Source organism: Flavobacterium sp. (genome assembly GCF_036405015.1).
Classification (GTDB): domain Bacteria; phylum Bacteroidota; class Bacteroidia; order Flavobacteriales; family Flavobacteriaceae; genus Flavobacterium.
The window spans coordinates 1-24600 of sequence record NZ_DASWYK010000177.1 but is presented as its reverse complement, the minus strand read 5'-3'; the positions used below and the strand labels follow the sequence as shown (position 1 = coordinate 24600).

Genomic DNA, 24600 nt, shown 5'->3' with positions numbered 1-24600 from the left:
TAGCAATAGATTTTCTCCAGCCCAAAAACACTTAAACCTACATAGAATGAAATTTTTAAAATTACTTTTTATCTGCAGCTTCTTTTTTGTTGCAGCAACTTCACATTCACAAGTTCACGTAGATCAGATTACCCACAATTCCAGAGACCGATTTATAACAACAACTATCGGATATCCGGTTCAAGGAACTTATGCTCCATTAAATCAAAAACAACCTATTACGGTGTTAAATCCAGATGGAACAGGTTCTATTCAGGCTGAAGATTTAAGCAAACAAAAAATCAACTGGGGAATCGAATGTACCGAAGAAGGTGTTCCTGTTTTTAAAGAGGGATTTAATAGTGCATCTTATACTTTTTGGTACAGACCAAATGACAGCGAAGAATGGTATTACTCTCAATTCTCTATACATTTTGCTAAGAAAAAAATGTTCCTGATGGGAGAAAGAGTAAAAGATTATGTTGATTATAATGTTCAATAAGCTGTAAAAAACAGTCATCTCATTAAATATTTATTCAATTTTAGTATCATTTTCTAAAAAAAAGAAAACGTTTTCGTTGAATTTTAAAAGTACCCGTAAATTTTCCGATTAAATTTTATAAATATAAAAATCATACCCAAATTTTATTTAATTTGCAGTAAAATTCAATATATTAAACATGGTTTCAATCACACGCCTTTTTGATTTTCCTTATTATCAACAAGAAACTTACAACCTTGAAGTTGCTTTGGCAACCAAAAAAAATGGAGCCTGGGAAAAAACATCCAGTCAGGAATATATTGCAAAAGCAAATGCTGTTTCGAGAGCATTATTGCGAATGGGCGTTCAGAAAGATGATAAAATTGCCTTAATTACTTCGAACAACAGAACGGAGTGGAATATCATGGATATTGGTATTTTGCAGACAGGTGCGCAGAATGTTCCGATTTATCCAACAATTGCCGAAGAAGACTACGAATATATTTTAAAACACAGTGGCAGTATTTACTGTTTTGTTTCTGATGAAGAAGTATTACAGAAAGTAAACGCCATTAAAGCTAATGTACCAACTTTAAAAGAAGTTTATTCTTTTAATGAAATTCCAGGTTGTAAACATTGGTCAGAATTACTGACTTTGGGTGCAGACGAAAGCAATCAAAATGAGGTTGAAGCCAGAAAAGAAAGTATTCAAACAGATGATTTGGCTACAATCATTTATACTTCAGGAACAACAGGAAAACCAAAAGGAGTTATGCTTTCGCACAAAAATATCGTGTCTAACGTTTTAGATAGTGCACCAAGAATTCCGTTTGATCCAGGAAAAAGTACTGCTTTGAGCTTCTTGCCTATCTGTCATATTTTTGAAAGAATGATTTTATACATTTATCAATATTATGGAGTTTCGGTTTATTTTGGAGAATCAATTGATAAAATTAGTGATAACTTAAAAGAAGTACAACCAACTGTAATTACAGCTGTTCCAAGGCTTTTAGAAAAAGTTTACGATAAAATCTACGCAAAAGGTGCAGAACTTACAGGAATTAAGAAAAAACTGTTTTTCTGGGCTATCGATTTAGGTTTAAGATACGAACCATACGGCGCAAACGGTGCTTGGTATGAATTCCAGTTAAAAATTGCCCGCAAACTGATTTTCAGTAAATGGAAAGAAGGTTTAGGAGGAAAATTAGATCTAATGGTTTCTGGAAGTGCTGCTTTACAGCCACGTTTATCAAGAGTTTTTGCTGCTGCAGAAATTCCAGTTATGGAAGGTTACGGATTAACAGAAACCTCTCCTGTAATTGCGGTAAACGATCAGAGAAACAGAGGTTTTAAAATTGGAACTGTCGGAAAACCAATCCGTAATCTTGAGGTTAAAATTGCCGAAGATGGGGAAATCCTTTTAAAAGGACCAAACGTTATGATGGGCTACTATAAAGATCCTGAAAAAACAGCCGAAGCCGTTATAGACGGTTATTTTCATACTGGTGATATTGGTGAAATTGACAGTGAAGGTTTCTTAAAAATTACTGATCGTAAAAAAGAAATGTTTAAAACTTCTGGTGGTAAATATATCGCTCCTCAAATGATTGAAAATGCGATGAAACAATCTCGTTTTATTGAACAAATTATGGTTATTGGAGAAGGTGAAAAAATGCCTGCCGCTTTCATTCAGCCGAACTTCGAGTTTGTTAAAGAATGGGCAAAAATCCATAAAATCAGTTTAGGAAGTACTGATGCTGAAATCAGTTCGAATAAAGATGTAATTAAACGTATTGACGAAGAAGTGGAAAGCATCAACAAGAAATTTGGACATTGGGAACAAATTAAACGATTCGAGTTAACTCCAGATGTTTGGTCTATTGATGGCGGACAACTTACTCCTACTTTAAAATTAAAACGAAAAATTATTAAAGAGATTTATAAAGATCTTTATGCTAAAATATACGGCAACAATTAATAAATCAAAATAATATAACCAAAAGAAAACGGCTGTCCTTTTATAAGACAGCCGTTTTTAGTTCTTCAAACACCAATTCAAAATCTTGGCGATATTTTTGGCATCGTCAATACCTCTGTGATGCGTTCCTTCCAGCGGAATATTGAGCATATGCAAAGCACCGTTCATTCCTGTTGGCTTAACCAAACCAAATTTTTCGGCGAAATATTCCTTTACATTAATGTGTTCATCGCCCATTGGGTATGAAATACCAAATGATTTACATTGTTTGGTAAGCATATTCAAATCGTACTGACCGTAACTTGCCCAAGTATACAAATCGGGATTATATTCATCAACCAGCTGATTGATGGCATCTTCAAAACTAACCCCATTTTGATCCAGTAAATCCTGTGTAATCGTTGTAAGTTCGGTACAAAATAAACTCACACTGGAGCGTTGTGGTTTAACTAATATTCCTTTGTTTTTTGAAATTTCACCGGTTTCAGTATCCAATACTGCCAAGCCGATTTCTATAATTTCATTTTGCTGCCCCTTTGGGACTGCACCTTGCCAACACGTGGCTTCTAAATCGATAATAATAATTTTATCTGTAGTTTTCATTTTTTCTAATTTTTAAAATAGTTGAGTTAAATTTTTAAAAGTCAAAGTCGCTAAAACTTTTAAAAGATTAATTTTAAACAGATTTTTTGTAATCCTTCTAATCCTTTAATCTGTGGCAAAAAGACTTAGAAAAACATGCTTTTTAAATCTCGAAAGAAACTTCTCTTCTTAGATTTTTTTTCAGTTTTTTCTTTTTTCTCAGCACTTTTCTTTTCAAAAACCGTTTTGATTTTCTCTATCTTTTTGATTGTTATTATCTCTTCGGTTTTAGAAGTTTCATAAAACTTTTTGAAAGGACGTGGTTGAAAATCAACCAAAATCGCAGCCATATTTATCGCATCGATATTTGATGGATCTGTTTCTCCTTTAAAAAACGTTTCGATAGGTCTGAACTTATCTTTCTTTTCCTTAAACTTGTTCTTTTTGGTATGATCGAAATCTAAACCCAATAGGTTTTTAAAGACATTCAAATCATCCTGAGTAGGGTTATTTTCGAAAATAAGCCAGCACAAATCACGCAGCTTACCACGAGAAGGCTTATACAAGTAATCAAAATACTTCCCTTCTCTTTCTATCTCATATTTAGCTCTAATTGCTTTTTTATATTGTTTTAGTGTATTGTTGTTCATGGTATTTTCTTTTTGCAATTCTTGGGAACCTCAGGAAAAAGTAAGTATTCTTGAGTATCCCATATCTGCAAAGCTTCAAACACCATTACTTTGCTGGAGCAAAATTTCTCCTCAATGATATGCAATATCCCGTAATCTTACTTTTTCATTCCATCCGTTAAGGAGTTTCAAATGCTTCACTTTAGAAGCAAATGAAAACTCACTAAACTCACCTATATTTGTTTGACCACAATCGTGGCTCGACGCAAATACTATTTCTTGATTCATCCTTAAATTTTTATTATTAAACAAAACAATCAACATTTCTGTTAACGGTTCTTTTACTTTACGAAGATTTCTTTCAATTGACCAATTACGTTTCCGCCGCCAGAAATGGTGATTTCACCAATCTTATCTGCGATTTTTTCAACGTATTCCATCTCTTTCAATTTCCACAACATTTCGTTTTCTTCCATCAGCTTTGCTGTGTTTAGCAAACTTCTTGTTGCAGCAGTTTCTTCTCTTCTCATAATGCTGTTTGCTTGAGCTTTTTTCTCAGCAACCAAAACCTGATTCATGATTTCTTTCATATCTCCTGGAAGAATTACATCTCTTATTCCAGCATCAGAAATTTTCAAACCTAAATCTTCGATTTTAGTTTTTGCTTCTTCTAAAATAGCTTCGGCAATTGCATCTTTTTTAGTTAACAATTCATCTAAAGTTAAACCTCCAACAAAAGCTCTTAAAGCCAATTGCATTGCGACATACAACTGTTTTTCAAAATCTTTGTTTTCAGTCAAAGCCTTCATAATATCAACAACTTGGTATCTCACAAAAAAGTTGATTCTCAATCCTGCTTTATCTTTAGTCAACAATTCTTGGCCGGAAATCTCCAATTGTTGCTGTCTTGTATCAACGGTTTTAACTTCGATAGTAATCGCGTTATTCCAGAAATAATGTGTTCCAGATTTCAATTCTTTCACGAAAGTGCCATTCACAAATAGCAAAGCTTTTTCATTACTTGCCACGATGAATTTTCTCGTGAAGTATCTCATCTTAACATTTTCCAATAAATTTACTGGGATATTTTCTGTGATTTCAATCTTAGACAAATCTGCTTTAATGAATTCATTTTTTACAACCCCTTTCCAAAAAGCATACTTTCCTGGCACCAAGATTTCTTTGAAGTTTCCTTTTACGAATTGCAATACAATTTCGTTATCGGCAACCTCAACAACTTCCAAAAGAGAAGCTAATACTTCATTTTGCAATAAAATATCCAACTCAAAAGGAGCCTGAAAAGATCCGTTTAGATCATAAATCATTACATTTTTATCTCCAAAAATCCAGTGTAATCCTTCTTCGATTACTTTAATTAATTTTCTATTTTCGAACACCAAGCCTACTTGGAAATTTTCGATTTTAATTCTTTTTATCATAATTATATTTTGTTTCAGGTTTAATATTTCAAATTTTGAAATTTGTAAACCTCTATTATCTTTCTTCTATTTTCTATTTTCTTTCTTCTTAATAAATAAAAAAAACTCTTTGTCTTTCTCCTCTAAGAAATACGGGCGAATAGTTTTTTTTTTTGTCTGCCTGAATTGTTTCCGATTCTATTTTGTTGAAAAAATCCCCAAATTCTCTCAACCATCAAATCGGAAAGAAAACAAGCTTCTCAAAATGCATTGCTGTTCGCACAGGCTTTATCAGAGTGTGAAACTTTGGATTCGAAAATCCTGATTTCACTGACAAAGACAAATCAGTTTTTTTTTCTAATAATCATCTTTTTAAGAGTGATGGTCTCTCGAGTTTACAGATTTTCAGTCTGTTGACTTAACCACTTGTCTAACCGAAGCATATTCGGTGCAGGATTCGAACCTGCGTAAACATTCTATTACTCTAACCAACTGAGTTACCACATTACTGTGAATGGGATTCGAACCCATGACCTTTAGATTTTACAGTTTTTTTGGAAAAACTATTTAAAAACCTCCAAACCAAGCTGCATAGAAAAACATGATACGCTTTCGCGAAAAGTCCTCTACAATAGTGCTATACAGAAACACCCAACAAGGCTTGTTTGATATCGTAAATCAAAGTTTCCTTTGATGTCTTTTCATTTTATTAAAGAACGTTTTTGTTTCTTGAACAAAGATTCAAATAGTCCTGCGCAATTATTCTGCGCAGGAAATTTAATTCTATATAAATTCTAATTTGACACGTTTAATTCCAAAATCTGTTTTTCTTAGTTTGCACATTCTTCCATCAGAAATATGGTGAAAAACAATACCTTCAATATCATTTTCTGTTAAGAATTCTTCCAAACTCTCAAATTCGAGACTTACAAAATCAAGCACTTCACTTCCGTGTTTTACCAAAGTATGTTTCTCAAAATTCTCAGGATTTCCTTGCACTTTTGGTCCACATAATTCGTAGGTTCCGTCGATTTTGTTTTCTAATGAATCAAAACCTTCAAAGAAATGTTTGTCTTCCGATTTGGAACGGTCGCATTTCAACCAATGTGGGTGATGTCCTGAAATGGAATCTGCTTCCTGACACGGAATCGCTCCTACCGGAATTGTTCTTCCTTTTTTTGCATCGAATCTTTTAAAGACTTCTCCGTTGATAATCGACGCAGACGTACCGTCAAATTTTCTTGTTGCTATGGCTTCTCCATCAAAAACCCATTTATTTTCAATATTAATTTTATCTATAACTCTACCTAAATCGTTAGGATTTTTGGCGAATAGTGTACTTATCTTTTTCATTTTCTTTTCGTTTTTTTGAAGCCTTTTTTGCTACGAAGGCGCTAAGGCTCTAAGTTTTTTTTATCTCTCGCAAAGGCGCAGAGTCGCTAAGTTTTATTCTTTTAATTTCTTTGCGTCTTTGCGAGAAAAAATTTCTAAATCTTTTATTAATGAGAAGCAGGAATCGAACCTACAACCTCCCGCATATAAGGCGGACGAACAACCATCATTCTCTTCTCATTTCATTTGTCTGGGAAGCAGGATTCGAACCTGCGACCTCCCGCGTCCAAGGCGGGTAAACAACCTCCGTTATCTTCCCAGTTTATTTGCTATCTCTTTTTTGCCACTAAGACGCTAAGACTCTAATTTTTTTTTATTTTTATCTCTCGCAAAGGTGCAGAGTCGCTAAGTTTTTTTCCTTTAATTTCTTTGCGCCTTTGCGTCTTTGCGAGAATTTTGATTTTCCTTTAAATTTCTTTGTACCTTCGTCCCTTCGTGGCAAAAAACTCAAAAAAAGGCATAAAAAAAGCACCCGATTAAAGGTGCTTGTAGAATTTATAAGATATACCTATCCTATTGTCCATGTTCATGCACCTGCATTGTTATACCTCCAAGATAATAGCTCGGATGTAGTGATTCTATTTTATATGTTGAATTGAAATTCATTTTATATGCTGTATTATATTTTAAAATCGTTTTTATCGTAAAACCTTGTTCTGATTTTCTTCGGCAAAGATAAAGTCGAAAAAATCAATTATCCAAATTATTTTTTGAATTATTTTTCTGACTATCAATTAGTTAAACTTAATTCTAGGACAAAGAAATTCTTGTCCGCATACTAATGCAGATTTCTCTTTTTATCAAATGGCTGTCGCTCATCGGGTTACTCTCCAAGATTATATTTCGCTATTTTGATTAATCATTAAACATTTGGTCAATTATTTTTTTATTTTTTTTTAGTTATGGTTTTATTTTCTATCATTTTTGTATTCTACAATGCTAATTTAAATTGCTTTAAAAACGAAAAAGCGTCCTTCAATGAGGACGCTTTTCTATTTTATGATGAGTTGGACTCTAAATTTTACATTTTAATTTCATAAAAATACATATTGCATCCTGATACTTTAGCCGGAAGTTCTCCTGCTAAGTGCTCAAAATATTTTGCTATTGAAAGTTTCATATGTATTTCTTTTGTTTTATTTCGAGACAAATGTAGTCTTTTATTTCTTAATTTAACAAATATTTACAAAAATTAAAAAAAATATAACTTTTCAAGAAATTACGAAATGGTCATCTTAACTGCCAAAATATGCTTGCATATTCCTCGTTTTCCTTGGTAAGCCGTAAACCAATCACTAGTACATTTTTGAGAATTGTTGTCAATTATCACTTTATGTACCACGCCAGAACCTTTTACTTTTGCTTCTATGTAATAAGCTCTTCGTTCTGTGATTTCTACTTCTTCATTATCGATTAGTTTTTTGGCATTTTTAAGTCTCGGATTTAAAGACAAAATTCTTTCTGTTTTAAACGGAAGACGTCTATAAAAATGGGCTTTTTCGCTTAAATCATAACCTAATAATCCCATTGAAGATAAATTAGAAGTTAGATTGTCCATAGTTCCAAAATCAATATCGTTTTCTATAGAAAGCATGGTCGGATCAAACATTTCATTTGATTTTAATAGACTGTTTAATCCGTAAACCCATTCTATTGGCAAATTTTCAGTCATGGTTTCCAATACGTTTCCTTCTCCTGAAAATCCGCGGTAAGAATCTGGGGAAAAAGCCATTAACAACTGCATCTTTCCAAATTCGCATACAATCGAACAGGTTTGTTTGTCTGATGATTCGTAAACAAAGATTTTATCGACTATAGAAAGAATTCCTTCCAACAACCTCAATCTTTGCACACCTCCTATTCGTACGCTGTCGGCTGTTGCCAAAGTCGAAAACATGAATTTTCCAGCTCTTTTCGTAATGAAAAAATCTCCTTTCACACTTCCTTTTGGCAAACTTTGAAATAACTGAATCGTTTGAATTTTATTCAGTTCGAATTTCAAATCCATATCTGCCAAATACAACTGAACGCTTGTCAAACCTTTTATCCAACGCATTGGCAACGTTACTTTTTTCTCTACTACTTTTGCTTTGCTGGTAATAACCTGAACGTCTTGCTGGCCGACTGCTAAAGTTACTTTTTCATTTTTCTGAATGGCATTCAACGCATTCAACATCGGATCGTTGAAATCGACATTGGTTGTTCCGTTCGCAATAAATTCTCCGTCGATTGCTTCTGGTTTCATGTCCAATCTTACGTAAACACCGTTGCAAGAAGAAAATCCTTCAAAACGCAATCTTTCCGAACCCGCAGAAACAATAGGATCACGAAGACTTGGAGGAATCGGTCCAAAACTCGAACGAACTACTTTTGCGATTGTACTCCAGCATTTTGCAGTAACATAAGGATCCGTCAAGCTTCCCCAGAAAAAACACGGAATATTATTTACTTCTTCAATTTCAGTTTGATGTGCCAAAACAAGATTATTGACACCTTTGGTTTTGCTGTAAGTCGAAACTCCTTTATAGTTATATTCTAAATCTGTCATTTTCTTTATTTTAAAATTTGCTTAATCAACGATTTAAGCGAAGCATTGTCTTTCCATTGTTCAAAAAAGGCAACAGCTTTTTCTGATGGTTTCTGATTGGTTTTGATCAAAACATCGACATAGTTTTCTACCATTTTCTTGAAATTAGTCGGCAGTTTTTCTTTCACATCCAAATTAGCAAAGAAAGTATTAAAGAACAGAAACAATGCACTGTTATGCAAAGGCGAAATATCTTTTAAAGCAATTATTCCATCTGTTAATCTAGAAAAAGCACCGTATTTTTCAGAAGCTAAAAACGCTGTTTTCAGAGCAAATTTCTCAAGGTCTAAAATTTGTTTTTCTATTAAATTAATTAACGTTTCAGATGCCAATAATCTTAAATCTTTTTTCTCCTGAAAAAAACATGTAGCAAATAACATTAATGCGTTTTCAGAAAATCGAAACTCTGGTTTGTTCATTATATCGATAAATCCTCGTAATTCTGGTTTCGAACCATCTGTAGTTCTACAATTATTTAACAATGTCAATGCCAGTGCATCTGAGTTTTGAGGAGTTAAACTGTGCCAATAATAGGTATTACCAGCATAATTTAAATTATAATCCCAACTGTTCGATCTGGTATAAATATCTTGACTGTAAATTAAATAATTTGGAATTTTTGTATGGTTTGGCATATCAAAACGAAGTTCGTACCACGATGGCGATCTTTCTCTTGCTCCCGTTTGATAGTTTTTCCATTCATTCCATTGTTCTTTAAATTTAATTTCTGGAGTGTAAGGCGAAACTACAAACGGAACGTCTTTTAAATACGTATTTTCAAATTCCTCAAAAATATCATCTGGATAGAATGTTCTTGAAGCAACGGCCCATAGAGATAAATTTCCGGTTTCTTTGGTAGTTTTGCCTAATGTTGCCAACACTTTTGAAACTAATGAAGTAGAATTAATCGTCAACTTATCTTCTGCTCCTAAAGCAAATGACAACAGCGATTTAAATTCTCCCTCAATCTGATCTAACAATTGAATTGCCTCTTCGGTATTTTCTCTTGGCATTCTCGCAATTGCAATAGCTAAATCTAGAGAATCAATTTCTTCATTTTCTTTTTGGTACGCGATTACTCTTTCTACCAAAACTTTTGGCGCCACCCAATATGGTTTATGACTTGGAAAAGAAAGCATTGGCAATTTCGAATTAGATTCGATTTTCTGCTGTACTTTCTCCAATAAAGGTTTGATTAAAAGATTGGTATTTATTTTTGAATAATGTTTGAAACGACTGTCAAATCCTCCATTAATATTTACAATTTTTTGAGATAAAAATGACTTCATCACATTTTTGTGATTGGATTCAAAATAATGTTTTTGAAGCTGTTTTTCGTAAGGTTGCAACTGTGCGCTGTAATCTGCAGGAAATAAATCTCTTTGCTGAATGTAAGTGTTCATTAAAATTTCGGTATCCAAAGCGTCTTCTGAAGCAATGAAATTTCCAAACTGAAACAAAATTTCATTCCAATCCTTCGGTAACTCTACTTCTTCTGTCAATAACAATTCTTTTTTGCTTTCAAATTGATATTCTTCAAAACCAGCATCATCAGCAACCAAGGCTTCTTCATCCATAAACTGACTTAAACCTGATTTGATATTTCCTTGCATTAATGACGCATACGAAGTAAGTTTTTCTTTCAACGTTTTATCTTTCGTAGATCCTAATTTTAAAAGAATTTTGCTTGCACGCTCTTGCAAAGTCAAATCGGCAATTACAAAAATATCTGCTATGATAGAAGCGATTTGATTATTTAATTTCGGATTGGCTTTGCTTATTTTTTCTAAAACTGGCAATACGCTTTTGATTCCCGCTTTGCAGTCGCTTCGCATCATCATCGGCTCCAACCATTCTAAAAATGATTTAGTTTTAAATTTAGGATGCACGTATATTTTCTTTACCAATTCGATTCCGTAACTCGTAATTGGCGGATAGGCATTGTGTAAAAGGGAAAATATATTTTCTTGATAAACAATCAGCTCGTCTTCTGTGACATTGAACTCTTCGATTCTTTTTCTGAAAAACGATTTAATATTATTGTTCCATTCTTTGGTCTGAATCTGAATCGCATTTTCAAAAAAGAAAGCACGATCCATTTTTTTCTGATCTAATAATTCTTTGTAAATAATCGCCCAAGTACTGAACTCATCATGGCTTTGTTTGTCATTATCTCTAAAAGAAATATTCTGAAGCCCAGTTTCATAATTGAACATTTCTGGAATATCTCTTTCATATGTTGTTTTATCTTCTAAAACGTTGGCAATAAAAACTCTCGATTTTATTTTAGCTCGCCATTCGTTGGTATTGGCCAAACATAAAGCATACAATTCAGGATTGAATTGTATCAAGCCTAACTCTTCAAACTGGCGTAAAATACGGTAATTAAAGCTTTGCCAGTCATCTCTTCGCACTTTTTCAAGTATAAAAGTCTCGAGCCAGTTTGGTTTTGCCCACTGAAGTGTTTCTAGAACATATGGTTTGTTATCAGCTTCTTCTAATAACTGAAGTGCTTCATCCCACGAATTGATATCGGTTTTATCAAATAAGGCTATCGCACTTAATGTGATGATTTCTTTCTGCTGAAAATCTCCTCTTGTTCCCCATGAAGATCCCCAATTATTACCCGTTTTATTCTTTTTAAGAAATTCAGGTTCTTTCGATAAGTCGATGTACTGTGTCCAATACCTTTTATTTTTCTTAATCTGTTTTTTTAAAGCCTCAATGTTTCCTTTTGAGTTTTCTTTCAAAAAAGGCAACAACAATTTGATGTCTTTTGCTTTTATAATATCGTCGTATTCCTGCAAAACTGCCACAGCACTTATTCCTTTAGCCGTTTTAGGTTTTGAAGTTATCGTAACCTCTCCACTTTCAGAATATCCTTTTTTCAGTTTTTCAGCTACTAGTTTTTCGGCTATTTTAAGGCATTCTTCATCGGTGGCGAAACTTTTTGTTTGCGAAGTTCCTGCAGTTCCGTTTTTGCCGTAAGTCACCGTAAACTCGAATCCAGTCACATTTATTTCCCAGAATTTATCTGAAGTACCGTCGATATATTTTAAACTTTTTTTCATTCTTTTTATTTTTTATGGGGCAGGTTTTGAAATGCGTAAAATTGGACGCGGATTTTACGGATTCGCTTTCGCGAAAACGCTGATTTAAACGGAATTTATTTTCCTGACCTATTTTTTTAAAACATTGCCCACGGTTTCAACCGTGGGAAACGTAATGTTTGGATTGCGTCCCAATGGTTAAAACCATTGGCAATGTTTTATAAAAATTTCATTATTTTTACCAAACCATCATTCCGTAGGAATGTTTCGTTAGTAGATTTAATTCGATTTCTAGAATTAGACGTTCCATAGGAACGTTTGAAATACAGCCATCAATTAATTGTGCTTTATTTCGTAAAACAGGTGTCCCTACAGGACACAATGCAAAACCTCATATTATTTTGCTACCAACGAAATATTCCTACGGAATATTAAACAATTCAATCAGATTCCTTGTTTTTCAATATAATTACATCTAAACATACGTTTTATCAATCTGACTCAAAATCGTTGGGTCCTGAATTTCATTGTCTTTGGCAAACAACAAAACTTTAGACATTACCTCTGCCGATTTCGGATCATCATCTGCAAATGGAAGGAACAAACGTCCTCTGTGCTGCGAGTGAATCGGAAGAATCGATAAATACTTGCCTGGCAATTGATGCACAACTGCACTTCCTAAATGTACGCTGTATTCTGCCAATTGTCCTTTGATGATAGCATGGTTTTCTTTGATTTCAACATTATTAATTTTGAACAAACGCAATGTTTCTCTTAATAATACCGCTCTCATTTCAATAGAAGAATGACTCGCTTCTGGATCAACTCCACCAACATGCGCAACACTTACCACCAAATCAATATCACGCATTACTTCTGAAAAGATTCTTGGATTGATGTCTTCAAAAGCAATGTTTTTATAATCTTTAAGCGAATGAAATTCGATCGTTTCTAAAGTCGGGCTTTCAACATCTGCAGGCGAAAACCAATCTGCCATCGCATACATTTTTACCTGATAACCTTCTTTATGGAAGACTTTCTGTAATCCTTCTTCATAATCAACTTTCCAGCCTCTTGTTTTCAATAAAGCTAAAGTTTGGTTTGGCTGAACTTGATGTCCTGCATAACGTCTTGAAATTGATTTCTCTTTCAATTCGTCTGGCGTTGGAACATATAATTCTCTGAAAATCTGTTTAAATGGCTGTTGCAATTTATTATCAAAACAATATTTCTGAAAATCTGTCCAGACATTATTTTTATGCAAATCATAACAATGTGCAATTCTAAAAGTCTGTTTTTCGTTTAACGAAATCATTTCTCCTAAAGCTGTCACCAAATTTCCATCTACATAAAAACCAATTTTATCATCGTTTGAAATAAAAATCAGTTTCTCTAAATGTTTCGAAATAATTGGATGTTCAAAAAGATTTTGCATTTCTGCGAATAAAAATTCGTCGCCACGAATCATACTTTCTTCCAAACCTTTTCTCGAACGCGTCCACTGCTCGCGCATCGTTTTTCTGTAATTCGTCAATTCCAGAATGCCCTTGTCTTTTTTGTATTTCGGCGGAATCGATTTTAATTCTTTTCCAGCTTTATAAGTTACTAAATCAGCTTTTCCTTCTTTGTTGATAACCAAACTTATCGTTACATCGTCTAAAACCACTTCGGTTTCTTTTGATAAAATATTCTGAACTTGTTTGGTTTCCATTGCCCAAGTCAAACGAACCGGATCTGGATAACCCGCATTTCTCGCTAGGTTTTCTAAAGCCACACGAATTGCTAAAGCTTCGCTAGCTTGTTTCATCGAACCAAACTCTTTACTTTCTTTTTTAAACTGCTGTAAATATTCGTAACGAGCCAAAATATCTTTTTCTGGACTTGTTTTGCTTAACGGAACCAATCCGTAAACTCTTAAATAATCCTGGTCGCGTTTGTCTTTTACTTTTACCGTAACTTCTCTAATTTTCAAATCGCCCGTAATCGTGTCTGCGTATAATCGTGCACGTCGATGTCCGTTTCCGTCAGTTACATATTTAGCCGATTCATACAACATTTCCCATTTGGCTTTTCCTAATTTTTTATAGGCTGATACAAACCAATCTTTATCTACCGCTCCATCTTTAAAATCTTGCAAATCGATAGACGAAAACTTCGCAACTTCACTTTCCAGTTCTGAGTTTACAGCGCTGTAACTTGCCGTTTTGGTATGTGCATGAAACCACCAGATTCCTTCATCTAAACCTTTCCAGTCTAAATAATTACTGATTAATTTTTGCCATTGTGGTGCATAAATAGCGGTTTGAATTAATCTTTCTTCAGATATTTTGGCTTTTTTAACCGCTTCATTAAAGATTTCCTGTGTATCTGATTTTAATGGATAACATCTTTTCAGCAAATAACTAAACAGTTTCTGTTTCGTTAATTCGGTATAACTCCATGAATAAATATAACCTTTGTACAAACTTGCTTTTCCAAGCGCCGTCAGCATTTCGACCAAACGATTAACTCCGAATATTTTCTGGAAACTCTGAACCAAAGGCGTAACCGAAGTATTCGAATCGCCTCTTTTGACTTCAACATCCAAAAATGCTTCTCTTATTTTATCAATCATCGAAACCAAGAAAGGGAATGTTTTTAGCAATTCTTCGCTTCCGTAATGTCTATAATGTTTGCTCTCGCTGGTTAAAACCGAAATTCTTTCCGGTTCCAGAATTCCTTCATACAATTCTCCCTCAGTAATTAATTGATTTTGAAAAGCAGTACAGTATAAGTGAATTGGCGGTTTGTTGTATGAAATATTTCTTTGCAATCCGTTTAATTGTCTCCATCTGTACAGATTCCAGATTTTATTTTCTTGTTCTGGCGTTAGATTTCCTAAACCAATTTTATTCAAATAAATATCAAAAAAGCCCTGATTCTGCCAGCCATTTCCGTTATCTGTATTGTAATAATATTCATCTTTTGACGGTTTGTATTCAAATTCGATGATAGATTGCGGAAGGTCGGCATACAAAGTAGTACAGGCATCAATCAAGAAATCTGTTTCTTCTGTAAAGGTATATTTCAGCTGTAATGCATTCAAAATATTCAAAATCGCATTGTCCCAATCGTAACCTCTTTTGTTTTGATGTGGTAACAATTCTTTATAATAAAAAACATGTTTTTCAAGAAAATCTCTCCAGATTTTTCGGTCGCAATTGCTTACTAATGTCAACAAAAACAAATCTCTTTCGATTAATCCTGAATTTTTAAACCAGTTTTCCCAAACCTCGTATAACGGATAATTCGTTGCCGTTACTTCAACATCTTTTTCGTCTTTTAGATTTTTTAATTGTCTGAAAGTATTGCCCAATAAGACAGTCGATTTACTGTTATCGTAATTTTCGATTTCGTATTCGTAATTTCGATTTTCTTCATACAATTTGTACAATTTCGAAATCTCCGTTTTAATATGCGACATCGATTTGGAGAAACCATATTGCTCCGCTTTTACCGCTTTTGAGTACAAAGAATCAGAAGCAGGTTTTGGCAATGCATAAGGCGAAATTTCATTTGGCGTAAAAAATCCGTATCCGTTTTCGGCGCTTAGGAGATTTTTCTTTTGTGAAGGTTCTAATTGCTCAATAAACTTGGTTTCTTTTTCGGTGATTTTTGGTCGTGCCGAATATTCTTTTACCCAATCATTTACTTTATCTGTCAGCTTGTTATTTTTCTGCAATTGGAGCATAATATCCAAAGCCGACATACGCTGTTCCAAATCACCTTTTTCTAAAATTGTATCTACAAAAGAAGTGATTTGCGGTTCTTCTTGTTTCAGTAAAATTGCGGTTAAGTTTTTCTTTAAATTGGAGTTTTTACGTTTGTACAATTCATGAAAAATCACCAATTCATCAGCCGTCAAACTCAAATCGTATAAGGTATAAATTGCCGAAGCTACCAAAGATTCTCCTCTGTCTTTTAGGATTCGTAAGGCAAAACTTCTTTGGAAATCGGTTGGTGCTTTTTTCTCTTTTCCGCTGTTGTTTTTAAAACTGTAAAAAGAATAACAGTAGAAATCGCCCAAAATTTGGCGTGTTACTTTTTCTCTTAGATTGATTGAGAAACTTTCAAACTGACTTAAAATAATTTCTAATCTATCGTTTTGGTCGCCAATTAAATTAATCGCTGCCGAATACAAAGTCTCTTTTTCGAATTTGGCATTTAACCACGAAAATACTTTTCCTTCAAAGCTTTTTTCTTTTACGGTTATTGATTCGGCAAGATTGTAAACTTTTTTGAAGAAATCCGGATAATCGGCATTTTCAATATAATATTTCGATTTGGTATTTGCCTCCAATAATGCGTTCATTCTAGGAACAGCAAATGCCAAAACCTGAAGATTTTCATCGTCTAAAGCCTTAAAATAAAGAGGCATTTCGATATAAGGGTCTTGCGTTTCTCCTGCAAATTTCAGTGCCAAAGATTTCTTTTCTGCTGAACCTTTTTCTAATAATTCATGCAGAAACGGAACCGTTTTTTCGACATCTAAAACACCCTGAACCCAAAGTGCCATATAAGCTTCGTTGTTATTTTTACTGTGAATGCCTGCCGGAATGGTTTCTGGATTTGAAAAATAACCTGAAGCCAAATTGATAATATTTCGAACCGTAGTTTCTTTTTCTGAATCCCAGCCCAAACCTGTCCACGTATCAATGGCGCGTACAACCGAAGAAAAACGCGTTAGTTTATTATCAATAATTACTTTAATCATGTATTCTAAAGCGCCGATGCTCGTTTCGTCTAACGCTTCTAAAACCGTCTGACGCAATCCTTCCTGACGCTGTGCCGCGAGTAGTAATTTTTCTACCAGTTCCCAGTTTTCTTTTTTCTCACTGTTTAAAAGCGCTTTGATGATGTTTCTGGAAACTTTTCCGTGAGCATCTTTATTGAAAATAATATCTTCAAACAATTGAAAAAGGTTCTCTTTACCACAATCCAGCGCGGCAGACCAAAGCATGAATTTATTAGTAGAATTCGAAATCTCGGTATCGTAACGAACCTCATCTTCGATACTCAAATCGTAATAAAAAGTATTGCTATCCTGATAGTTATATTTATACGGTCCGTTTAGCAAGGAACGCAGAAAATTAATCTGATTGACCAGTAAATATTTCTTATGATTTGGCGCTCTAAAAGATCGTCTGGCATAACCCGTTTGATACATTTTTTGAGGCAGTCTGTTCCAGGCTTCTTTTACGTAAACGGCTTTTTCTTCTCCAAAAAAGAAAACCAAAAGATCGTAATAGCTTTTGTCTTCCCACAAATCTTCTTTTACCAATTCTGTAAATTTCTCTGCTTCTTTTGAGCCTAACGAAATATAATTGCTGTAATAATTGTCCTGAAGTTTAAGCAGTTCTAATCCAAACTCGGCTACTTCTTTTTTTAGTTTTGTTCCAGAAAATAATTTCGTAACCAGATTGCTGTTTAGAATTTCTTCCAGTTCTTTTTTGAATCTCTTAATCGGATTCTCGATTACTTTGCTTTTTAAAAGATCTTCAATTGTCATGTTTGATTATTTTAGATTGTTGATTTTAGATTTCAAATTACCTCACTTTGTCCTCCTGAACGAAGCCGAAAGATTTCACCCAAAGTTTTGGAATTTGGAATTTTAAAAAATTGAGATTTACAACTACCAGTAACTTCCCGCCAAGAAAGTCAGCCTGATAAAAGTGATGGGGTTGTTTTTGGATAAATCGATTTCTTGGGAGAGTGTTTCCAGTTGGTCTTCGCCAAAGAAAACTGCGTATAAGCCGTCTTCAAAAGCAACGATGGCATTTTCCTGCGCTTTGGCCAAATCTACTTTGTTGTGATTGTACAATGCGCCAAAACCTACTTTTCCGGTGTCGGTTAAAATGGGAAGGTAGTTTTCTTTTGGAAGATGGATTTTGTCTTCGTCTTCAAACTCAAATGAGGAAGCATGGAAAAGTTCGACCTGATTTTTTACAATTAATTCTAAAAAAGTACGAACAGTAACGATTGAAGTGGTATTATCTAAACTGATTATTTTTTCCTGAAGAATGGGATGTTTCCTCCCTAACTGTTTTACTGAGATGGTTATATTCATCTTTATCGGCTTTTATTTTGAGGCGGTAATGTAAGAATTTTAAAACAATATTTTCTTAAAATAATATTTTTTAAATGTTAAAAAATCTAGGAATTAAAAGTACGATTTGATGGCAATAAAATACCCCGCCAATTGGTATTTGCGGGGTTTGGGTTTTTATTGGTACAATTCTTCTCTTATTGCAATTAAAGTCTGAATCGCTTTTTCTTCATCTGGTTTTTCGGGCAGGTTTGAAGTTATATAATGATTTTCGATTGAAGCGATTAGATTATCTGCCATTTCGAGTAAAGCATCGTATTCTTTGTTTCCTGCTTTTATATCGAGTAATTCTTCGCGGTTAGAAACTCTAATGTTTAACTTTCCAGTTGAAAGAATTTGTTCTGCCGTTTGCAAAAGTCTGATGGTGTGCATCATGTTTTTGCTATCGTAATTTTTTCCGTGTTTTTGGTTGGTTTCGTAACGGTCTTCATTGCGTTTTTCGATCCAGTTCCAATATTCGGTGTATTCTTTGCAATATTTTGAATAACCGTCTTGATTGCAGGATAAATAGCCGATTAGTTTCTCATTTTTTGGAATGGATGAAAGCGAAACTTCATTAGAAGTCTCTTTCTGAATAATTCCTTTATAGCCCAACGTTTTGTTTTCATCATAAAACATCGCAAACATTCCTTTTGAATTCGGAAGATCGACCAAACCAATTTGTTCTTGTTTTAAATTCTTTTCAGGCAGAAATTCTAAAACCGAAACCGTTTTATAGCCCTTTAAAACATAACAGAAATCCAAAAGGCTTTTCTTTTCCTTTGGCAACGGATTTACGATTTTCTTGTTTAAACCTCTCGCCTTTTTAATCTGCGTTACGGCATAACCTGCAAAAGAATCTTTGCAGAGTTTCGACAAGAAATCTTCTATTTTTAAGCGCTCCATTAACGGATGTTTGTACAAAACACAATCTTCCGGCGAAGCCAAAATCTCCAAAATATTTGGATTGTTTTTAAGCAATAATTCTATAAAACGACCAATCTCGTAATACACCTCATCATTGGTTTCATTACTCACTTGCGGAATATAATCCAGCCCAAAGAATTTTTCTTTCGGAAGATAATAAACGCCTTTTATATCGGTATCAGATGTTGGTGTATTTAACCCAAAAGACTTGCTCCCCGAAATAACTTCGAAAAGGATTAGGTTTTGGGATTTTAAGTCGTTGATGGTCATTTTGATTTTTTATTTACAAAGCTTCTGTTAAAAACATAACTAATTTTTCTTTACTAATTTCTGTATCCCAAATTCGCTCTTCATTCAAATAAAAAGAAAATAATTCTTCTTGATAATGTTCAAAATAAATCTTTCTAAAAGAGAAAATTGGATTATCAGATTCGAAACTAAAATCAAAAGAAGTTGTGTTCAATATTAAACTTACATTAAACTCTTTATAACTGTCTTTTTCAAATTGGAATTTGTATAAGATATCACATGATATCATTTCATTTAATAGTTTTATATTGTAAAATGAGGTATTATAATTATAATATAACAACTCTGGTAATTTTAAATCAACTTCAGATCTATCTTTTAAAAAACTCCATCTTTTATAACCGTCAAATATGTATTTCAATTTATTATCAGAACTGTACAGACATTTTATTTCCTCGGGATCAAAAGAATTTTCTTGTCTTTTGAGTTTCGATTTAAAAATAAAAGGTTCATAAATTTTTGCTTCCATTTCAGGAACAAATGGAAAAATTGATTTAAAAAACGAATCATTAGTTTTATTCAAACTGCTAAAAAGCTCTTTTTCAAAACTTTCTTCTGTATACATTTTTTCATTAGAGTAGTAATTTAAAATTTTATTAGAATCTTCAAAATTTACAATTATAGTATTATGATCATACCCTAATTCTTCTTTAAAATTATCGTAACAAATCTTTCTTGCGTACTTTAAATCCATTTCATCATTCTTAAAAACAACTCGTGTAATTTCTCTTCCAAAAAAATCCTGGACCAAAACGCCTTTATAATGTTCAATCTCTGATGTAAGGACACTTTCAAAAATTTCATAAACAAAAAATTCATTTTGATGCTTTTTATTGTGATAAACAATATAATCACTAGTATAATGAAATTCAAAATCTTCCAATTTTTCTTGATCCGAGCAATAATATTCTACAAAACAACAGGAATTATTTTTATATGTTTTAATTTCTTTTGTAAGCTGATTTATTTTTACTTCCTTCTGATATTCATAAACTTTGTTAATCTCCGTTTCTTCTATTACTTTACCGAAATGATTTCTGTAAATAATTTCAATTTCTTCTTTTGAGCTTTCTGGAACTTCTGGAAAGAAAGTTTTAAAAAAGGAATTTTCTTTTCTTTTAATATAAATTTCAAATTTTAAATTTGGCATTTCCCAAACTGTATCGTCCCACATAGAATCAGAATCAAAACCACAATCATCGATATAAGATATTGCATAAGAATTATCATATTTAAAAATGCTGAGTATCTGAGATTCATAATTGTTTTTGTAACAATACTTGACTAGAGAATGAGTTCTAAATTCATTACTGATGAGATAATTAACACTAATCAATTGCCCTTGAAAATTGTATACTTCATTTCTTTTTTCGATTACAATACCATTTTCATCATATTGCATTACTTCCCAACATGTACAATTGTTTTTAATTACTGGTTTATGATAAAAACAATACTTTATTCCTTTTTGCATTACTTCCAAAAAGTCTTCCAGATTTTCGTCAATGTTTAGATAATGTGTCTTTGATACTATTTTTCCATATGCAAATTCTTCTTCCAGTCGTTTCTTTTTATCTAAATACAATGTTTTATAAAAGAATCGTTCATTGAAAATTTCTTTAAAAGAAATTCTCTTTTTATCTTTATCCGAATACTCAATAAAGATTTTGGGAATCGTAAAATCTGAATTTGGAATTATTGGAGAAAATGATTTGAAAAAATCTTTATCAATTTTTAAATCGTATCTTTCTGAAAAATCATTGATAAATAAAAACTCTTGAAGATTCATTTCTAAATTTTCATTCGAAAAGTAGGCTGATTCAAAATCTCCATTTTCAAAATAATTAATTCTAACAGTTGACTCTTCTTCAACTTTTCTTCGTAAAACCGAATATTTAGCTTCAGTTTTTATTGTTTTGGAATAACGAAAATTTTCATGACCTGTAAAATCATTAATTGATTTTATAACCAAATTTTCATCTTTATCTTTAATTATAATAGATTGCTGTTCAAGATTTCTAAAATCATAGCTCTGAAAAAGATAAACTCCAAAACCTGATTTTTCGAATAATTTGTAATAGAATTTTCTATCTAAAAATTGATTATTTTCAAGTAATATTTCTTCTATAGATTCATTGTTGTTCAAATAGTAAATTATAAAATTACTATTATTGCCAGATGAAATATATTCGGTTCTTATAAGTTCATCGTCTATGTAAAAATTTTTGAAAAAGGATTTTACTGTTTTAAGTTCGTCTTCAGAAAGAACTTTTTCATTTCTATCACCTCTATATATAATTTTCTCCTTCATTTTAAAAAGATCTTATATTTTCTCTAAAAAACAAATCCAACTCCTCAGCCATTTTATTCCCACTTCCTAACTTACTGGCATTTTCCTGATTAAATTTTACCGTTTCGAGTAAAAAATCAGTTATCAAGTTTTCTTTTGGATGCAGATATTTTTCGTCTTGAGTCGCTTTTATTTGTTGTAATTCCAGTATTTTTTCTTGAATGTTTTTCGGGGCAATTGGCAACAGATCGGCAAAAGCTACGGGCGGAAAAGTATTGTTTTCTATAATCCATTTTCCGGCTAAAGCGGTACGTAAGGCGTAGAAATAACTTTTTAGTTTTACTTCTTCCATTTCGCAGACTTCCATGAAATTTTTTGTCGTTCCTAAATAATGGTGCAAAACCGCTATTGGCGAAAAACATGCTGTGGCTATCTCACGCATTTGTTTTACAAAAACTTCATTTTCATAATACACAACAGGCGAAAACAACCATTCCATCAAAGATGCGCTGGATTTTGCTAACAACCTTACGGATTTCCGTAAATCCCAACCCGAACCGTCAAGATCGTCTTCGGTCATGAATTCGATTACGTCTGGTTTTTCCCAAAGTGACAAATAATACTCGGGTTTGTGTTTGTACACAAAACGAATATCATAGTCGCTGTCTGGAGAAGCAAATCCCCATGCGCGACTTCCAGATTCTGCAGCAAAGAGTATTTCTATATCTTTTTGTTTTTCTATTTCTTTTAATTTTTCAAGTATTTTTTCTTTCATGATGGTTTTGTTTTTTGCCACGAAGGCACTAAGTTTTTTTTAATCTCACAAAGGCATAGAGTCACTAAGAACTTATTTTATTAAAATTTTAAAACTAAGAAAGGGTGATTTTTAATTATTCTCTTTTTTTATTCCCTCTAAAAAATAAATTATTCTTCTAAAAAATCTTCTAAAAATCCTATGAACTGTTTTCCGTCGGCGGTCCAGCGCATTCCTTGTCCGTTTTCTATTCGTATTTCGTATACTAGATTGTGTTTGTAATGGTAGAAAATATTCCACCAAGTTTTATTGGTTATCATATGACGAACCAGTTTTTCGACCTTTTCTCTTTTTTGAATTGTGTTTCCTTTTATTTCTCCAAAAATGCTGTTTTTATTTCTCCCAACGTGTTTTTCCCAAGCTCTGGCTACAATTGAAATTTCGCTGTTAAAAGGTTCAAAACAACTTTCTAAAAGAATTTCATTTGCAGGCGGAATTCCGTTTTCATCGCGTTGGCTCGCAGAAGTTAAACGCTGTCCTAAAATAAGTAAAATAATTTCAAACGGCGTTTTTTCTAATGCCTGAATCAGATTTGTTTGTAATTGATCTGAATCGTTTTGAAAATCTTCTACTACTTTTTTGAAATGAAAAACAGCATCTTGTAACGAAACTATAATTTCGTCTTTGAAATAAGGCAATCTCGAAACTTCTTCTTTCTGATTGTAAAATGTAATCAGATTTTCTGAAAAAAGAAGCAGATTTTCATGTGTCAAAAACAAAGCGTATTGCTGTTTCCAATCTTTATCTAAAGCTGGAATTATTGTTTTTATTTCGTTAAAAAGAAGATTCGGATTCATTTTTTGTATTAATCAAATGTCCCGATGGGACATGCCTTGTCGTTCATTGTTTTTTACCAACGAAATGTTCCGATGGAACATCCATTCTTTATCTTTTTTCTACCAATTAGATTCCCGATGGGACATACTCTAACAATCTATTACCGTTTCTTTTGCATCCATTTGCGACAGTAAATATTTCATTAAATTGAAATTTGCAGAAGTATTATCTAAAATCCAAGCATCGGAAGTTACGGCAATGTAATTACTTTCAGCCATTACTTTATCGGGATTGTTTACTAATTGTACTTCCCAATTCAAATTATGGTTTAAAGCGAATTCTTCAATCATTTGCTTTAATCTTCCACTGTTTGAAACGGGTTTATCAAATAACCAAAGTGCCTTTTTAATTTTTTCTTTTCTAAAAAAATCGCCAATCAATTCAATAGCTTCAGAAGTTTGTTTTACTTTTTTATAAGTTCCATAAACACTTGACAAATCTCGGATAAAACCATCTTGTCCTTTAAAAACATAGGCATTTGATAAAATACTTTCAAGTAAAATCAGAACATTAAATCCGTCAAAACAAACCTCTTTTCCTTCCAGATCCTGACTTTGAATTTCTTTTGCTTTTCGATCTTCAATCTGACTTTGAGAAGCGCTCATTCCGCGAACTGCTTGTTGCTGACGTGCATTTAAGCGATAACGGTTTCCAACTAAAGCCAATGTTGATTTTTCGCCATAACCTCGGCTTAAAAAATAATGCATATCGGTTACGGCTTCTTTTAGTTTGAACTGCATTCTCTCAGTTCCAAACAAAGCGTCGTCGCTGGCTTCTTTTCCTCGGTTTTTGAGATTTGTCATGCTGTAAAAATATGTCGCTCCGCTGGAGCTGAATTATCTTTAATCTGTATTTTCTATAAATATATCATCCCTCTGGGATTTTCTTTAAATATTGAAGAAGTTTTTTGCGTTTTTAGTCGTTTCCTCCGCAATTTTATCCAAAGCAATTCCTTTAAACTGGGCTATTGTTCCTGCAACATATGGCAGAAAAGACGGTTCGCATCGACGTTCGTGGTATTTCTTCAAAAGGCTGTTCGGGACATTCTTAGGAAGCATAAACGGCGCATCGGTTTCAATCATCATTCGGTCGAGCGGTACGTACTGAATGACTTCTTTTAAATGAGCGAAACGTTTGGCATCTGAAATCGCTCCCGTAAAACCCAGATAAAATCCGTTATCAAGATAGGTTTTGACTTCTTGC

16 protein-coding genes and 2 tRNA genes are annotated in these 24600 nt (G+C 33.1%); 2 read left to right on the top strand and 16 right to left on the bottom strand.

Going from position 1 to position 24600, the window contains the following annotated elements; translation table 11 throughout:
- Positions 1-46 precede the first annotated feature (46 nt).
- Complete coding sequence (locus tag VGE71_RS14435) at positions 47-481, top strand: hypothetical protein (RefSeq protein ID WP_331138962.1); 435 nt, start codon at positions 47-49, stop codon at positions 479-481.
- A 178-nt stretch (positions 482-659) separates the two neighbouring features.
- A complete protein-coding gene (locus tag VGE71_RS14430) occupies positions 660-2438 on the top strand; it encodes a long-chain fatty acid--CoA ligase (protein WP_331138961.1) in 1779 nt (592 codons plus the stop codon).
- A 57-nt stretch (positions 2439-2495) separates the two neighbouring features.
- Here VGE71_RS14430 and VGE71_RS14425 read toward each other — a convergent pair whose 3' ends face one another.
- From VGE71_RS14425 to VGE71_RS14350, 16 genes are all read right to left on the bottom strand, one after another.
- A complete protein-coding gene (locus VGE71_RS14425; protein ID WP_331138960.1) occupies positions 2496-3041 on the bottom strand; it encodes a 3'-5' exonuclease in 546 nt (181 codons plus the stop codon).
- Positions 3042-3166: 125 nt separating this feature from the next.
- Positions 3167-3670, bottom strand: coding sequence for a hypothetical protein (locus VGE71_RS14420; protein ID WP_331138959.1), 504 nt, complete (start codon positions 3668-3670; stop codon positions 3167-3169).
- Positions 3671-3990: 320 nt separating this feature from the next.
- Positions 3991-5088 (bottom strand): slipin family protein, encoded by a 1098-nt coding sequence (locus tag VGE71_RS14415; RefSeq protein ID WP_331138958.1) that lies wholly within the window; start codon positions 5086-5088, stop codon positions 3991-3993.
- A 762-nt stretch (positions 5089-5850) separates the two neighbouring features.
- Positions 5851-6420, bottom strand: a complete 570-nt coding sequence (locus VGE71_RS14410) for a DUF5565 family protein (protein ID WP_331138957.1) — start codon at positions 6418-6420, stop codon at positions 5851-5853.
- A gap of 148 nt (positions 6421-6568) precedes the next feature.
- Positions 6569-6640: transfer RNA gene (locus tag VGE71_RS14405), tRNA-Ile, on the bottom strand.
- Positions 6641-6648: 8 nt separating this feature from the next.
- Positions 6649-6720 (bottom strand) — tRNA-Pro (locus VGE71_RS14400).
- Between the two features lie 958 nt (positions 6721-7678).
- Positions 7679-9007 (bottom strand): SWIM zinc finger family protein, encoded by a 1329-nt coding sequence (locus VGE71_RS14395; RefSeq protein WP_331138956.1) that lies wholly within the window; start codon positions 9005-9007, stop codon positions 7679-7681.
- Positions 9008-9012: 5 nt separating this feature from the next.
- Complete coding sequence (locus VGE71_RS14390) at positions 9013-12117, bottom strand: DUF6493 family protein (protein WP_331138955.1); 3105 nt, start codon at positions 12115-12117, stop codon at positions 9013-9015.
- A gap of 454 nt (positions 12118-12571) precedes the next feature.
- Positions 12572-17644, bottom strand: a complete 5073-nt coding sequence (locus tag VGE71_RS14385; protein WP_331138954.1) for a DUF4132 domain-containing protein — start codon at positions 17642-17644, stop codon at positions 12572-12574.
- A 123-nt stretch (positions 17645-17767) separates the two neighbouring features.
- Positions 17768-18202, bottom strand: a complete 435-nt coding sequence (locus tag VGE71_RS14380; RefSeq protein WP_331138953.1) for a hypothetical protein — start codon at positions 18200-18202, stop codon at positions 17768-17770.
- A 156-nt stretch (positions 18203-18358) separates the two neighbouring features.
- Positions 18359-19417 (bottom strand): nucleotidyltransferase domain-containing protein, encoded by a 1059-nt coding sequence (locus VGE71_RS14375; RefSeq protein WP_331138952.1) that lies wholly within the window; start codon positions 19415-19417, stop codon positions 18359-18361.
- A gap of 13 nt (positions 19418-19430) precedes the next feature.
- The gene (locus VGE71_RS14370) at positions 19431-21767 is read right to left on the bottom strand and encodes a hypothetical protein (RefSeq protein ID WP_331138951.1); all 2337 of its coding nucleotides are present in this window, start codon (positions 21765-21767) and stop codon (positions 19431-19433) included.
- A 1-nt stretch (position 21768) separates the two neighbouring features.
- Positions 21769-22521: a nucleotidyltransferase domain-containing protein gene (locus tag VGE71_RS14365; protein ID WP_331138950.1), complete on the bottom strand. Its 753-nt coding sequence runs from the start codon at positions 22519-22521 to the stop codon at positions 21769-21771.
- 149 nt (positions 22522-22670) lie between these two features.
- Entirely contained in the window at positions 22671-23357 is a 687-nt protein-coding gene (locus tag VGE71_RS14360) for a hypothetical protein (RefSeq protein ID WP_331138949.1), read from the bottom strand.
- 129 nt (positions 23358-23486) lie between these two features.
- Positions 23487-24200: a DUF434 domain-containing protein gene (locus VGE71_RS14355; protein ID WP_331138948.1), complete on the bottom strand. Its 714-nt coding sequence runs from the start codon at positions 24198-24200 to the stop codon at positions 23487-23489.
- An 84-nt stretch (positions 24201-24284) separates the two neighbouring features.
- Positions 24285-24600: TatD family hydrolase (locus tag VGE71_RS14350; RefSeq protein WP_331138947.1), on the bottom strand; the 316-nt coding region annotated here is incomplete at its 5' end.